The organism is Agrobacterium sp. 20P9.1.2, assembly GCF_057799395.1.
The window spans coordinates 1007752-1022224 of sequence record NZ_JBYOKI010000001.1 but is presented as its reverse complement, the minus strand read 5'-3'; the positions used below and the strand labels follow the sequence as shown (position 1 = coordinate 1022224).

General features: G+C 57.8%; 15 protein-coding genes. 6 read left to right on the top strand and 9 right to left on the bottom strand.

Annotated features, from left to right (window positions below; translation table 11 throughout):
• Window positions 1–117: 117 nt before the first annotated feature.
• The 5 genes from fabF to AC27VJ_RS05035 form a co-directional block, all read right to left on the bottom strand.
• A complete protein-coding gene (gene fabF, locus AC27VJ_RS05055; RefSeq protein WP_113086861.1) occupies window positions 118–1386 on the bottom strand; it encodes a beta-ketoacyl-ACP synthase II in 1269 nt (422 codons plus the stop codon).
• 142 nt (window positions 1387–1528) lie between these two features.
• On the bottom strand, window positions 1529–1765 hold the full coding sequence (locus AC27VJ_RS05050; RefSeq protein ID WP_006727438.1) for an acyl carrier protein: 237 nt from the start codon (window positions 1763–1765) through the stop codon (window positions 1529–1531).
• Window positions 1766–2051: 286 nt separating this feature from the next.
• Window positions 2052–2789, bottom strand: coding sequence for a 3-oxoacyl-[acyl-carrier-protein] reductase (gene fabG, locus AC27VJ_RS05045; protein ID WP_113086860.1), 738 nt, complete (start codon window positions 2787–2789; stop codon window positions 2052–2054).
• 29 nt (window positions 2790–2818) lie between these two features.
• Window positions 2819–3763 (bottom strand): ACP S-malonyltransferase, encoded by a 945-nt coding sequence (fabD, locus tag AC27VJ_RS05040; RefSeq protein ID WP_488683043.1) that lies wholly within the window; start codon window positions 3761–3763, stop codon window positions 2819–2821.
• Window positions 3764–3882: 119 nt separating this feature from the next.
• Entirely contained in the window at window positions 3883–5166 is a 1284-nt protein-coding gene (locus AC27VJ_RS05035) for an Nramp family divalent metal transporter (RefSeq protein ID WP_488683042.1), read from the bottom strand.
• A 249-nt stretch (window positions 5167–5415) separates the two neighbouring features.
• On the opposite strand from AC27VJ_RS05035, the gene AC27VJ_RS05030 reads away from it, so the two are divergent.
• From AC27VJ_RS05030 to rplI, 5 genes are all read left to right on the top strand, one after another.
• Window positions 5416–6459, top strand: coding sequence for an aldo/keto reductase (locus tag AC27VJ_RS05030; RefSeq protein WP_488683041.1), 1044 nt, complete (start codon window positions 5416–5418; stop codon window positions 6457–6459).
• Between the two features lie 285 nt (window positions 6460–6744).
• Complete coding sequence (rpsF, locus tag AC27VJ_RS05025) at window positions 6745–7215, top strand: 30S ribosomal protein S6 (RefSeq protein ID WP_062452557.1); 471 nt, start codon at window positions 6745–6747, stop codon at window positions 7213–7215.
• Window positions 7216–7227: 12 nt separating this feature from the next.
• Entirely contained in the window at window positions 7228–7476 is a 249-nt protein-coding gene (gene rpsR / locus AC27VJ_RS05020; RefSeq protein ID WP_042618600.1) for a 30S ribosomal protein S18, read from the top strand.
• A gap of 193 nt (window positions 7477–7669) precedes the next feature.
• Window positions 7670–8644, top strand: coding sequence for a YybS family protein (locus AC27VJ_RS05015; protein WP_488683040.1), 975 nt, complete (start codon window positions 7670–7672; stop codon window positions 8642–8644).
• A gap of 14 nt (window positions 8645–8658) precedes the next feature.
• A complete protein-coding gene (gene rplI, locus AC27VJ_RS05010) occupies window positions 8659–9234 on the top strand; it encodes a 50S ribosomal protein L9 (RefSeq protein WP_062452555.1) in 576 nt (191 codons plus the stop codon).
• A gap of 87 nt (window positions 9235–9321) precedes the next feature.
• On the opposite strand, the gene AC27VJ_RS05005 is transcribed toward rplI, so the two are convergent.
• On the bottom strand, window positions 9322–10233 hold the full coding sequence (locus tag AC27VJ_RS05005; protein ID WP_488683039.1) for a DMT family transporter: 912 nt from the start codon (window positions 10231–10233) through the stop codon (window positions 9322–9324).
• A gap of 122 nt (window positions 10234–10355) precedes the next feature.
• On the opposite strand from AC27VJ_RS05005, the gene AC27VJ_RS05000 reads away from it, so the two are divergent.
• Window positions 10356–11066 carry an ArsR/SmtB family transcription factor gene (locus AC27VJ_RS05000; protein WP_488683038.1) on the top strand — a complete coding sequence of 237 codons (711 nt, stop codon included), beginning with the start codon at window positions 10356–10358 and terminating at the stop codon, window positions 11064–11066.
• A 41-nt stretch (window positions 11067–11107) separates the two neighbouring features.
• Here the strand turns inward: AC27VJ_RS05000 and AC27VJ_RS04995 are convergent, their stop codons facing one another.
• The 3 genes from AC27VJ_RS04995 to AC27VJ_RS04985 form a co-directional block, all read right to left on the bottom strand.
• A complete protein-coding gene (locus tag AC27VJ_RS04995; protein WP_353576359.1) occupies window positions 11108–12175 on the bottom strand; it encodes an HlyD family secretion protein in 1068 nt (355 codons plus the stop codon).
• Window positions 12176–12193: 18 nt separating this feature from the next.
• Complete coding sequence (locus tag AC27VJ_RS04990; RefSeq protein WP_488683193.1) at window positions 12194–13708, bottom strand: MFS transporter; 1515 nt, start codon at window positions 13706–13708, stop codon at window positions 12194–12196.
• A gap of 152 nt (window positions 13709–13860) precedes the next feature.
• Window positions 13861–14316, bottom strand: a complete 456-nt coding sequence (locus tag AC27VJ_RS04985) for a MarR family winged helix-turn-helix transcriptional regulator (protein ID WP_488683037.1) — start codon at window positions 14314–14316, stop codon at window positions 13861–13863.
• Window positions 14317–14473: the final 157 nt, after the last annotated feature.

Here is a 14473-nt window from a genome sequence, read left to right as displayed (position 1 = left end):
CCTTTCCGCTCTCAAACGCTGCCAAATCGGACAGCGAAGATGAATATTCCGGCTGTTAACCGGGAAAACTCAATGCTTTGTCTGCGATTCCTGACCAAACGGCAAGAGCCGCGCGGTTTACGCTTCGTAACGGCGAAGCACGAGCGATGCGTTGGTGCCGCCGAAACCGAAGGAGTTGGACAGCGCCACGTTGACGGTGCGCTTGCGCGCCTTGTGCGGCACCAGATCGATGGCTGTCTCGACATCGGGATTGTCGAGATTGAGCGTTGGCGGCACGATGTTGTCGCGAATGGCAAGCGTAGCGAAAATGGCTTCGATGGCGCCAGCAGCACCCAGCAAATGCCCGGTCGCGGACTTGGTGGAGGACATGGAAATCTTCGAGGCCGCGTCGCCCACCAGACGCTCGACAGCGCCAAGCTCGATGGTGTCGGCCATGGTCGATGTGCCATGGGCATTAATGTAATCGACATCCGCTGGCGTCAATCCTGCGCGCTTCAGCGCCATGGACATGCAGCGGTAAGCGCCTTCGCCATCTTCGGACGGAGCCGTGATGTGGAACGCGTCGCCGGATAGGCCATAGCCGACGACTTCGGCATAAATCTTCGCGCCGCGCGCCTTGGCGTGTTCCAGTTCTTCCAGAACGACGATACCGGCACCCTCGCCCATAACGAAACCATCACGGTCCTTGTCATAGGGGCGCGAGGCCTTTTGCGGATCGTCATTGTGCTGCGTGGACAGCGCCTTGCAGGCGGCAAAACCGGCAAGAGAAATACGGCAAACAGGAGATTCCGCGCCACCCGCAACCATAACATCGGCGTCGCCGAGCATGATCAGCCGTGCTGCATCGCCAATGGCATGCGCACCGGTGGAGCATGCGGTGACCACCGAGTGGTTCGGTCCGCGCAGCTTGTGGCGAATGGAAACCTGACCGGAAATGAGATTGATCAGACGACCGGGAATGAAGAATGGAGAGATGCGGCGCGGGCCCTTGTCGCGCAGCGTATAGCCCGCCTCGACAATGCCTTCTAGACCACCGATGCCGGAGCCGATCAGGACGCCGGTCATGATCTGGTCTTCGTCGGTTCCGGTGGATGGATGCCAGCCAGCGTCGATCAGGGCCATTTCAGCTGCGGCCATCCCGTAGACGATGAAGGGATCGACTTTGCGCTGTTCCTTGGGCTCCATCCAGTCATCGGCATTAAAGGTTCCGTTGGAACCGTCACCGACGGGAATGCGGCAAGCAATTTTCGCAGGAAGATCGTCAACCTCGAACTCGGTTACGAGACGCGCACCATTCTGGCCGGCCAGAAGCCGTTCCCAGGTAATTTCCGTTCCGCAGCCAAGAGGAGATACCATGCCGGTACCGGTGATAACGACACGTCTCATCGCTAATGCTCCGCCCTTATCCAATCATCGCTATGCTATTTACAGCACTCGCGCGATGCCGAGCGCCGCAGGATAAAATATTGGCCCGGACTGGCCGGGCCATATCGGGAAGGCAGATGCCTTCCCTTTTTTATTCAAACGATCAGGCCTGAGCCTTTTCGATGAACTTTACAGCGTCGCCCACAGTCAGGATCGAGTCAGCTGCGTCGTCTGGAATTTCAACGCCGAATTCTTCTTCGAACGCCATAACCAGTTCAACGGTGTCGAGCGAGTCAGCGCCCAGATCGTCGATGAAGCTTGCGCCTTCAACGACTTTTTCGGCGTCAACGCCAAGATGATCAACTACAATTTTCTTCACGCGTTCTGCGATATCGCTCATGTCGGTTTCCTCGACCTTTACTTTGAAAGGAATGCCTTCTTAAGACACCCTGCCCTGTTAAAACCCCCAAGCGCCTTTCAAGGCAGGCACCGTGGGCAAACCCGTTCAACCCGGTTCAAGCTAAACATCGCGCCAAGAAATCGCAACGGTCGCTTTTGTTTCCGGGACGACTGTTCACAGTCTTCGCCCGCTTAACACGGTTTCCGGGGAGAAAAAAGCCTTAAAATAGTGCTAACCATCTTGCTCTACAGGCAATTTTCTCAACGGCGTGCCGCGGGCAAGGCTGTTAGATCATCGCCATACCGCCGTTTACGTGCAGCGTCTGGCCCGTCATATAGCTTGCCTCGTTGGAAGCAAGGTAAAGAACAGCCGAAGCGATCTCCGCGCCGGTGCCCATACGCTTCATGGGAATGGCGCCCATGATGGCTTCTTTCTGCTTGTCGTTCAGCTTGCCGGTCATCGCGCTTTCGATGAAACCCGGTGCTACGCAGTTGACGGTGACGTTACGTGTGGCGATTTCCTGCGCCAGCGACTTCGAAAAGCCGATCATGCCAGCCTTGGAGGCGCAGTAGTTGGCCTGGCCGGGATTTCCGGTTACGCCAACGATGGATGTGATGTTGATGATGCGGCCAAAACGGCGGCGCATCATGGGATGCGTCAGCTCACGCGTCAGACGGAACATGGAGGTGAGGTTCACCTCGATGACATTGTCCCAGTCTTCATCGCTCATGCGAACGAACAGGCCGTCCTTGGTGATGCCGGCATTGTTGACGAGAATATCGACGCCTTCGAGTTCGGCCTCGGCCTTTTCACCCAGCGCCTTGACTTCGGCGCGGTCGGCAAGGTTGGCCGGGAAAATCTTGACGCGCTCGCCAAGCTCGGACGCAAGCGCCTCCAGCTTTTCGACGCGGGTGCCGTGAAGGCCAACTGTTGCGCCCTGTGCATGCAGCGTGCGGGCGATTTCTTCGCCGATGCCGCCGGTTGCACCTGTAATGAGAGCCTTGCGGCCGGTCAGATCAAACATGATGTTTATCCTTTGTCTATCTTTAGAACTCAGCCGAGAAGTGTTGCCAGAGCAGCATCGATATCGGCAGGCGTGCCGACGGCAACGCCGTTCACCGTCTTGTCAATGCGGCGGGCAAGACCCGTCAGCACCTTGCCGGAACCGATTTCGTAGAGTGTCGTAACATCGTTTGCCGCAAACCACTCAACGGTTTCGCGCCAGCGAACCTGGCCCGTTACCTGCTCGACCAGCAGTCTGGCAATCTCGTCGGCATCCGATACGGGTGCTGCACGCACATTGGCGATGACAGGCACGACCGGGCTTTTCTTGGCCACATCAGCCAGCGCTTCACGCATGGCATCAGCAGCAGGTGCCATCAGTGCTGAATGGAAGGGTGCTGACACAGGCAGCATGATGGCGCGCTTTGCGCCCTTTTCGGATGCCAGTGCCGCAGCCTTTTCAACCGGAGCCTTAGAACCGGAGATAACCAGCTGTCCACCGCCATTATCATTAGCGATCTGGCAAACGCCACCAATAGCGGCCTCCTTGCAGATCGCTTCTACATCGCCGTGCTCGAGACCGATGATGGCCGCCATTGCGCCCTCACCCACCGGCACTGCGGCCTGCATAGCGTTGCCGCGAATGCGCAGCAGACGGGCGGTATCGGAAAGGGAGAATGTTCCGGCAGCGCAGAGCGCAGAGTATTCGCCGAGTGAGTGACCGGCAACATAGGAAACCTTGTCGGCAAGCTTCAGTCCGCGTGCTTCCAGCACCCGCATGACAGCGACGGAAACGGCCATTAGCGCTGGCTGGGCATTTGCCGTCAGCGTCAGCGTCTCTTCCGGGCCGTTACACATGATGTCGGAAAGCTTCTGGCCAAGCGCCTCATCAACCTCTTCAAAGACGGCGCGCGCCTCTGCGAAGTTCTCAGCAAGCTCCTTGCCCATGCCGACAGCCTGGCTGCCCTGACCCGGAAATGTGAATGCAATAGCCATGGGATCCATCCCTTCTCTTATTTTCTTGGGGACTTCCATTCACATTCCGGCCCACAGAGTCAAGGCTTTGCGGGGTGCGCCAAGTGTCTGTCCACCTTTCACACCCCGCAATCGACGCTTCATCGGGTAAACAGGCCAACCACTTCGCTGATGCAGAGTACAATGAACAGCAGCGCGGAAATGCCTAACAGACCGTTGGACAGCCAGCCGCTGCGCCACTCTTTCGGCACGCGTGAGGAGTTGAGAAGCCAGATCAGCGTCAGAGCCAGGAACGGCATGAAGAAGGCTCCGAGCGCGCCATATATAATGACGAGCAGGAACGGACGTCCCAGAAACAGCAGCACCATGGGCGGGATCGTTAGCCAGAACAGGTAAAAGCGGAAGGCAGGTGTCTTTTCCAGCCCTTCGCGGGTACCGGTTTCGCCTTTGATACCGCGCACGAAATCCGCAAAGAGCATGGACACGCCCTGCCATACGCCCAGCACCGAAGAAACCGCCGTGGCGAAGAAGCCGATCAGGAACAGAGTGGACATGGTGCTGCCGAATCGTTCTTCCAGCACGCGGTCGAGATCGAGAAGACCGCGATCGCCGGTCGAGAGCGCAATCTGAGAGGCGTAGAGCAGTTCAGCACCGATGATGAGCATGGCCACGACGAACATGCCGGTGACGATATAGGCAACGCGGTTATCTAGCCGCATCACCCCCATCCAGGCCGGCGTGCGCCAGCCCTTGGCATTCACCCAATAGCCATAGGACGCCATAGTGATGGTACCGCCCACACCACCGATGAGGCCGAGCGTATAGATCGCCGATCCCTCGGGGATCGTCGGGATAAGACCCGTTACGGCTTCACCCACATTCGGCGAGACCATGATGGCGATGCCGATCACGATGACGAACATGATGCCAATGAAAATCTTCATGACGGTTTCGAAGGCTTCATAGCGATTGAAGGCCACGAAAGCGGCACAGGAAAGACCGGTCAGCACAGCCCACATCCAAAGCGGCACGGATGGGAAGAAGACGGCCAGCGGCAGGGCCGTGGCGCTCATGGCCGTTGCGCCATACACGAAGCCCCAGACCATGATGTAGATGCCGAAATACCAGCTGGTCCATTTGCCCAGCGACCGCCAGCCTTCCAGCATGGTGGAACCGGTAGCCAGATGGTAGCGCGCGGAACCCTCTGCCAGTGCGATCTTCACGATGCAACCGAGAACGGCAGCCCACAAAAGCGCATAGCCGAATCGGGAACCGGCAATCAACGTAGCAACGAGGTCACCAGCGCCAACACCGGTAGCGGCAGCCACGATGCCGGGGCCAATGAGTTTCCATCGCCCGGTTGCTGGCGGCACCGCCTTATCATCAACTGTTGTCGGCTGCGCAATTGCTGCACTGTCTGTCATTCACGGTCCTCCGCGCTGGTTTATGATCGAACCCAAATGCACACAGCAGGAGATGGTTGCGCGCCAAAAGGGAAATACATCTCCGTTTTGACATAAACAGAAGCGCGATTACTACCCTTGGACGATAAATCGCTTGAAAACCGCCATAAGCATCGAATTTTCCGGAATGTTTTTTCTTGCGCTCGGCCAAATCACGGCTAGTCTCCAGCGCACCTTTCCAAGCCATCAGCCAAGCATCAGGACATTTCCATGAAACATAATACCCTTGGACGTACGGGCATTTCCGTGTCGGAAATCTGCCTCGGCACCATGACGTGGGGCACGCAGAATACCGAGGCCGAAGCGCACGAACAGATGGATTATGCCGTCGAAAACGGCGTCAATTTCTTCGACACCGCCGAACTCTACCCCACCACGCCGGTTTCGGCAGAAACGCAGGGCCGCACAGAAGAATATATCGGCACATGGTTTCAGAAGACCGGCAAGCGCAAGGATATCGTGCTGGCCACCAAGGTCGCAGGCTCCGGTCGTGACTACATCAGGGGTGGACGCGATATCGATGCCGCCTCCATTCGTGAAGCCGTCGATACCAGCCTTGCCCGCCTGAAGACCGACTATATCGATCTCTACCAGATCCACTGGCCCAACCGCGGCACCTACCATTTCCGTGGCGTATGGGGTTTCGATGCCTCGACGCAGAACACCGAAAAGACACTGTCCGAAATCACCGAAAAGCTGGAAACGCTAGGCGAACTGGTCAAGGCTGGCAAAATCCGCGCCATCGGCCTGTCCAATGAAAGCGCATGGGGTACGCAGAAATATATCGACATCGCCGAAGCCAACGGCCTGCCGCGCGTCGCCTCCATCCAGAACGAATATAATCTGCTCTACCGCAACTTCGATCTCGACCTTTCAGAAGTCGCGCATCACGAGAATGTCGGGCTTCTGGCCTATTCCCCATTGGCTGGCGGCATCCTGACTGGCAAATACCAGAGCGGCGCCCGCCCGGAAGGCTCCCGCGGTTCGATCAACAAGGATATCGGCGGACGCTTGCAGCCTCTGCAGGAAGCGCCGGTCAAGGCCTATCTCGAACTCGCCTACGAACACGGCATCGACCCGGCCCAACTTGCCATCGCCTTCACCCTTTCCCGCCCCTTCATGGCGTCCTCCATCATCGGCGCAACGACAATGGAACAGATTAAGACGGATATCGCCGCTGCTGACATCAAGCTGTCCGAAGAGGTGCTGAAGAGCATCGCGGACTTACATCGTCAGTATCCTATGGCGATCTGACACGGCCTAAACCGTGCTTTTTCAGGCAGCGCGCTTGCATTCTTACGAGAAATCCGTATAAGCGCGCTGTTCACAACACCCGGTCCAATTGGCTGGTGGCTGAACGGAGGGCTGGTTTCGTTTACGAAACCGCAGGACCATAAGGTTTCCGGCCTCCCGTGTCTCCGCTCTCGACCGTCTCGAACAACGCTTTTCTTGCCCTTGGCTTTTGCCAAACAGGAGCAGTCGTTGAGGCTTAGCGCCGTTGCCGGGTGATGAATGAAACGCAAGAAAGGCAAAGCTTAAATGGCTCTTTACGAACACATCTTCCTTGCCCGGCAGGATATCACTGCCCAGCAGGTCGACGCACTTGTCGAGCAGTACAAGGGTGTTATCGAATCGTTCGGCGGTAAAGTCGGACGCGTCGAAAACTGGGGTCTGAAGTCCCTGACATACCGCATCAAGAAGAACCGCAAGGCTCACTACGCTCTGATGGACATCGATGCTCCGGCACCGGCTATCCACGAAATCGAGCGTCAGATGCGCATCAACGAAGACGTTCTTCGTTACATGACCATCGCCGTGGAAGCCCACGAAGAAGGTCCGTCTGCAATGATGCAGAAGCGCGATCGCGACGACCGTCCACGCCGTGACGGCGACCGTCCTGACCGTGGCCCGCGTGAAGGCGGTTTCGACCGTGGTCCTCGCCCGCCGCGTGAAGGTGGCTTCGGCGACCGTGAAGACCGTCCGCGCCGTCCGCGCGAAGACCGTGCATAAGGAGCATATATAATGGCTGACGCATCTTCTTCCCAGGCACGCCGCCCGTTCCACCGCCGTCGCAAGACGTGCCCTTTCTCCGGCGCTAACGCACCGAAGATCGACTACAAGGACGTACGTCTTCTGCAGCGCTACATTTCCGAGCGTGGCAAGATCGTTCCTTCCCGTATCACAGCTGTTTCGCAGAAGAAGCAGCGCGAACTCGCTCAGGCGATCAAGCGCGCTCGTTTCCTCGGCCTGCTGCCTTACGTTCTGTCTTAATTGACACTGACGAGGCTGCGCTTTGGCGCGGCCTCGTTTTTCTTCTCGAAGCAGCTGACTCTTAATCAGCAGGCCGAGACTTTAATATCCTTCCGCGTTGGGCGCGGATCGACCAAACACCAAAACCCATGTTGGGGATCAAGGCTCTAAGCCATCCTCTAACTGCTACCAAATTCTGGGCAGGACAGCGACGTTGATACGATTGAACCAGACAGTGCTGATTTCCGGCGTTCTCGCCGGCGTATGTGCCGCGTTTTTGACGCTTGGCGCAACGGCACAGTCGTCCATGTCATTCCTGCTTTATGCCGCTTCCGCGATGCCCATTCTTGTGGCCGGTCTCGGCTGGGGCAATGCTGCGGCCATTGTCGCCGTTCTCTCCGCTGCCTTCCTTGGCGCGCTTGCCGTTTCGCCGATCTTTGCAGTAACGATTGCGATTTTCACGCTCGTCCCCGCCGGTTGGCTGTCTCACCTTGCCAATCTTGCACGTCCCGCATCGGAAATCGGCGGCCCTGATGATCTGATGGCTTGGTATCCGCTGTCGGGCATCGTGCTGCATCTGTGCGGCCTCATCACCCTCTCCGTCATCATTCTCGGTACGATGATCGGCTACGGCCCTGATCTCGTTTCGCAGCTGGTTGATGTGATGATGGCATCGGTACAGGCACGCGAAGCCTCGTTCACACCGGATGCGACGGCGCTCGCCCAGACGAAATCCCTGCTGGTGCTGATGCTGCCGATGATCCAGGGCGGACTTTGGGTGATCATGCTGTTTGCGGCCTATTATTTCGCAAGCCGCATGGTCCGCTCCTTCGGCAAGGGTCTACGTCCGCGCGAAGACATTGCAGCGGCACTGCGCATGCACCGCAATGCGATTTTCATCTTTCTCGGCGGCATCGTGCTGACCTTCGTCGGCGGCACCGTGGCCATGATTGGAGCCGTCATCTGCGGCACATTCGGCGCGGGCTTCCTGATGGCGGGTTATGCCTCCCTGCACCACCGTTCCAAGGGCAAGGACTGGCGCTGGCCGGTGCTGGTTCTCAGCTATATTTCAGCGATCTTCATGTTTCCGCTGCTCATCATTCTCGTACTGGGTCTAAGCGACGTGCGCAGCACGATCTCCCTTACTCCGGCGCGGAAAACCGACAACACAAACGAAACCGACAACTAGAAAGGATCAAGAAGATGGAAGTCATTCTTCTCGAACGCATCGCCAAGCTTGGCCAGATGGGCGAAACCGTAAAGGTTCGCGATGGCTACGCACGTAACTTCCTGCTGCCGCAGGGCAAGGCTCTTCGCGCCAACGCTGCCAACAAGACCCGTTTCGAATCCGAGCGCGCAACGCTCGAAGCTCGTAACCTTGAGCGCAAGTCCGAAGCACAGACCGTTGCAGACGCACTGTCTGGCAAGAGCTTCATCGTTGTTCGTTCCGCTGGCGAAACCGGCCAGCTGTACGGCTCTGTTGCTGCACGCGACGTCGTTGAAATCCTCGGCGCTGAAGGCTTCAACATCGGCCGCAACCAGGTCGAACTCAACACGCCTATCAAGACCATTGGTCTGCACAACGTTACGCTTCACCTGCACTCGGAAGTCGAGCTTCAGGTTGAACTGAACGTTGCCCGTTCTGCTGAAGAAGCCGAGCGTCAGGCAAAGGGCGAAAGCCTCACATCTGCTGACGCCATCTACGGCGTTGACGAAGACGCTCTTCGCCCAGAAGACTTCTTTGATCCAGATGCAGATCAGGACGGCGACGACGAGTAATATTTGCGGGCTTTAGCGGCTCACAAACGAAAACCCCGGATGGCGACATCCGGGGTTTTTGCTTTTTGGCGAAGGCAGTTGAGTATCCTAAGCTGCTCTTCGTTTGAAGCGCAAAGCTTGCGGCGGCAGTGTCATGGCAATGACACCGGCCAGAATGCAGACCAAACCGATCATTGTCGTGGCATGCAGTTGCTCGCCCAGAAACACGACGCCGATTGCAACGCCGACAGGCACGCGCACATACGCCTGCGCCGTCGTTCCAAGCGACCCAAGCGTATGAACAAGCCGGAAGTAGATGGTGAAGGCCAGCGCCGTGGAAAACACCGACAGGCCCAGCAGTGCCATGATCGATCTGGTCGATGGCGCAAGCTCCCATGGGCGGTCCACGATAGCGCTGAGCGGAATGAGAATAACTGCACCGCAGATCAGCGAGGCGGCAGCAGGGATCATCGAATCGATACCCTTGAAGTTCTTCCCGAAGATCGCTGCGCCTGCGTAAAACACGGTTGCCAGAATAACGGCGAGCTGGGCGAGAACGACATTCCCCAAGCCATTCAGCGCCTGAATGCCGATCATCACCACCGTACCGACCAAACCGATCATGACGCCGAACAGTTTGCGGCCACTCAGCGTCTCATGCCGCGTGATGAGCAGCGTCAGCAGAAAGGTGAAAACCGGTGTCAGCGAATTGAGGATAACCGCAAGCCCGGCGTCGATATAATGTTCCGCCCAGGCAATCAGCGTGAAGGGCAGCACGCTGTTGAGCATGGCCTGTATGGCGAAACGCTTCCACAGTTCCATATCTTTCGGCAGGCGCAGGCCGCGCCAGAGGATGATGGCCATCAAGATGCCACCGGCAATCGCGGTGCGCGCCGCAATCAGCGTCACTGGCGGTATGGTCTCGATACCGATTTTGATAAAGGTGTAGGAGCTGCCCCACAGGCACCCCAAGAGAACCAGCAGACCAAGTTCTCGAAGCAGCCCGAATTTTCCAGTCATTCATTTCTTCCTTAGATGAGGCATATGCTCTTTTTTATAGAGACATCGGCAGGCGGGATGCTTCGGTCACGGCCGAACAATGCCCCGCTGACGGCCCCCTGCTTTGGTGCTAGATTTCTGGAATGAACAATATCGCGTCACCCAATACAATCGCTGCTATCGCAAATCTTATAGGCGATACGACCCGCGCCAATATGCTCTGCGCATTGATGGGCGGACAGGCGCTGACCGCTGGCGAGCTTTCCCGGCAGGCAGGCGTTACCCCGCAGACCGGCAGCGGACATCTGGCGAAAATGGTGGACGCCCATCTTCTTTCCACCGTCAAGCAGGGGCGGCATCGCTATTACCGTCTGGCCTCCCCACAGGTGGCACATGGCATAGACGCCTTGATGAACATCGCCGCCGATGGGCCCAAGCGACACCACCCCGTCGGCCCGAAGGAAAAGGACATGCGCATCGCCCGCAGCTGTTATGACCACATTGCAGGCAGACTGGCGGTCGCCATGGCGGATAGTCTTTCGACAAGCGGGCGCATCATTCTGTCAGACGAAGGCGCACTTGTGACCGACGATGGAAAGGCGTTCCTGCAGGATTTCGGGATCGATCTGGAAGATGGCACGCGCTCGAAGCGTCCGCTGTGCAAGACATGTCTGGACTGGAGCGAGCGCCGTCACCACATTGCCGGGCGCGTGGGTGCTGCCCTTCTGGACCGGACGCTGGAATTGGGGTGGATCACCAGACGCCCGGACAGCCGCGCTTTGCGTATCACGCCTGTCGGCGACAGGGGCTTTCGCGACATCTTCTGCCTACAGGCAGACTGGAACGCGGTGTGACCACGGGCAGGACCAGCGCCCTGCCCGCGACTGTTTAACGTCTACTTCGCAGCCGTTTCGGCACCCTCAGGCGCTTTGCCCTTATCCACACGCACCACAACGGACATCCCGGGCGAAAGCTCGGCGGCCAGAGGCTGGTCAGGATCGATGGAGATGCGCACGCCCAAACGCTGGGCAATCTTCACGAAGTTGCCCGTGGCATTGTCCGGCTTGATGACGGCGAATTCGGAGCCAGCGGCGGGCGCAAAGCGCTCGACCTTACCGGTCAACTTCCTGCGGTGCAGTGCATCAACGGAGATAGACACCACCTGCCCTGCTTCCATTCCCGCCAGCTGCGTTTCCTTGAAGTTGGCGACAACCCAGATGTCATGCGGCACGACTGCCATCAACTGCGTACCGGCAGCGACATACTGGCCGACGCGAACGCCGACTTCACCCAGCTTGCCGTCTTTCGGCGCGTGAATTTCGGTGTTTTGAAGATCGATCTTTGCCAGTTCCACGGCTGCTTCCGCATTGGCAACAGCCGCCTGCAAGGAGCCGCGATTAATGATGATGGTCTGCAAATCCTGTCGCGCCACCTCAAGGGCTGCCTTCGACTGTGAAAGACCGGCGCGGGCCTTGTCGAGATTGGCCTGTGCTTCTTCCTGCACGCTGGAGGTGCCTGCACCGCTGCGCAAAAGACTATCCTGACGGTCGGCGGCAAGCTGCGCCTGTTTCAGCGAGGCCTGCGCGCTGTCCACTGCCGCTTCACCCGAGGCGATGTTTGCCTTTGCCGCGATTTCCTGCTGGCGGGAATTGTCGAAAGCCGCTTTCTGGCTATCGAGAGAGGCCTCAGCCTGCGCTACCTTCTGGCGGAAAATGCGGTCATCCACCTTGGCCAGAATGTCGCCCTGCTTGACCTCCTGATAATCCTTGACCGGCACATCGACGATATAGCCGCTGACCTGCGGGCTCATGGTCGTGACATAGCCGCGCACATAGGCGTTGTCGGTCATTTCCACAGAGCTGGAAAAGGGCGGCAGGCGCCATGCGTAAAGCACCAGCGCGACACCGGCGACGCCGCCCAGGAGAACGATGAGAGTAAGAGGCGTGAATATTTTCTTCAGCATTTTTATATCTCTGGGCAATCAGGATTGAGGTGCGGCCACGATCTCGTCTTCGCCTTTCAGCAGAGACTTGAGACGTAACCATGCAAGATGAAGCAAAAGCATGACAAGAGCAGCAGCGGCACAAACCGAAATCAGCAGGAACGTGTCGTTATAGGCCAGGATGTAGGCCTCGCGCGTGACCTGCGCCCCGAGCAGCGACAGGCCCTCTGCCTTTAAAAGCGCGGCATCGGTAATGACGTGGCTGTACCCGGCAGACAGCTGGCTGACGCGTTGCGCCACCTGCGGGTTCTGCAACAGAATGCTTTCCACCAGAATATTCGAGTGGAATTTTTCCCGCAGCGTCACGAAGGAGCCAACGAGGCCGGTCGTCAGTAGAGAACCTGTGATCTGCGTGAAAATGAAGATGGTGATGAAGTTGACGAGGTAAGGCGGACCTTTAGCCAGCGCCGCACCAAAGCCCTTGGCCATGACCGGCGGCAGGAACATGGCTGCGCCGAAGGCAATCATCGCCTGGCTCAGATACATCTGTTCCGGCCGCACGAGATTGGTCAAACCGCTATCCATGAAGGCCCCGAGCGCGATCAGCGCCAGCGCAATGACATGGGCGGTATCGACATATTTCGTCAGCATCAACAGCGCGCACAAAGCACCACCCAGCAACGTCGCGACGATGATGAGCGCATACAGCCCGGTCGTCTGCTCGTTGAGGATGCCAAGCTGCTGGTAGAGGCTCACCGCCGTGGAGGACTGTTCCGAAGACACGGCGCGATAGATCAGCAGGATCGCGATCAGATGCAGATTGGTGCGCGAGAATATCCAACGCAAATCCAGCATCGGATTTTTGCGTGGCAACTCGATCATGGTCATTATGGCCAGCAGGCCGATGGAGGTCGCCAGTAATACGCCAAGCCACCACGTCTCGAACCACCAGTAAAAGCGGCCAAGCGTCAGGAATACGGCAAGACAGCCAAGACCACCTGCAAAGAGAAGATAGCTCAATATGTCCATGCGCTCGATAACCTTCGCGCGCGGCGGTGGCGTTAGCGGCAGCAGATAGATGATGGGCAGCACGGCCAGCGAAAGCCCGACCTCCATCGTGTAAAGCGCCTGCCAGCCATCGATATCCAGCAAAGTAGGGGAGATGATGCGGGCGAGCGGTGCCGACAGAAGCGTGCCGGTCAACGCGATGCTGAGGCCCACCGTCAGCTTGCGCTGCACTGGGAAAGCTTCGAGAATATAGAGAAAGCCGAGCGAAGACAGCGGTGCCGCCGCCATGCCGCTGACGAAGCGCACGACGATGGCCGAATGCAGATCCGTCACGAAGAGATTGAGGCAGGATGCCAGCACGAAACAGATGATGCTGATTTCCGCAAAGGGCCGCAGGCCATATTGCTGACGGACCTTGAACAGCGCGATGGAGAAAGTGGCATAGGGCGCCATATAGGCCGCCGAGAGCCAGGCGACTTCCGCAATCGTGGCCGAAAACTCACCTTGCAACTGGTAGATATTGGCCATGACAATGTTCATGCCCATGCCCTGCGTTACGAAGAACGACAGACCAGCGAAGATATACAGTAGCTTTGCGTAGAAAGATTTTTCCGGCGGCGGAGCGGGGGTGACAGGTGTTTCCGGCACGGCCTCGACATCATCGTCCGATGCATCCTGAAGGGTTGAAACGGCGTTGCTCACGACTGCACCTTTTCGCCAACGAGGTTTTGCAGGTTTGCAGACAGGCGGCGAACCACCTCCAATGCGGCGCTGATATCATCCGTCGAAATATCGGCTGCGATGTCGGCCCGCATGGATTTTGCCTGCATATGCACATCCTCGAATGTCATTAAACCATCTGGCGTCATGTGTACGCGCTTTGCCCGCCGGTCAGTTTCATCAGAACGCCGCTCGATGAGGTTTTGTTTCTCCATGGCATCCAGCACGCGCACCAGCGTCGGCGTTTCGATTTCCAACTCCTCGGCAAGCTCCTTCTGAGTTAGCGGTCCGCGACGTGAAAGCGCGAAAAGCGCCCTTGCCCGCGCCAGCGTCAGCCCCTGCTCCGCCACTCTGGCATTGAAGAAGGATCTGAGCTTGCGGTTGAAGGCCGCCATCTCATCGAAAAGCTGCTCTTTTTCAGTCGCCCGAGACAATGCACCTACACCTTATAATTAGCACGCTATCTATTTCATGCCTATTTATTTTCGGCAACACTGAAATGCAAGAGGCTTTGTCGCGATGGCAGCCATGACGTAAACTCATGGCATGGGAAAAGTGATTCGCAGCGCACCGACGCCGATCACGGACTGC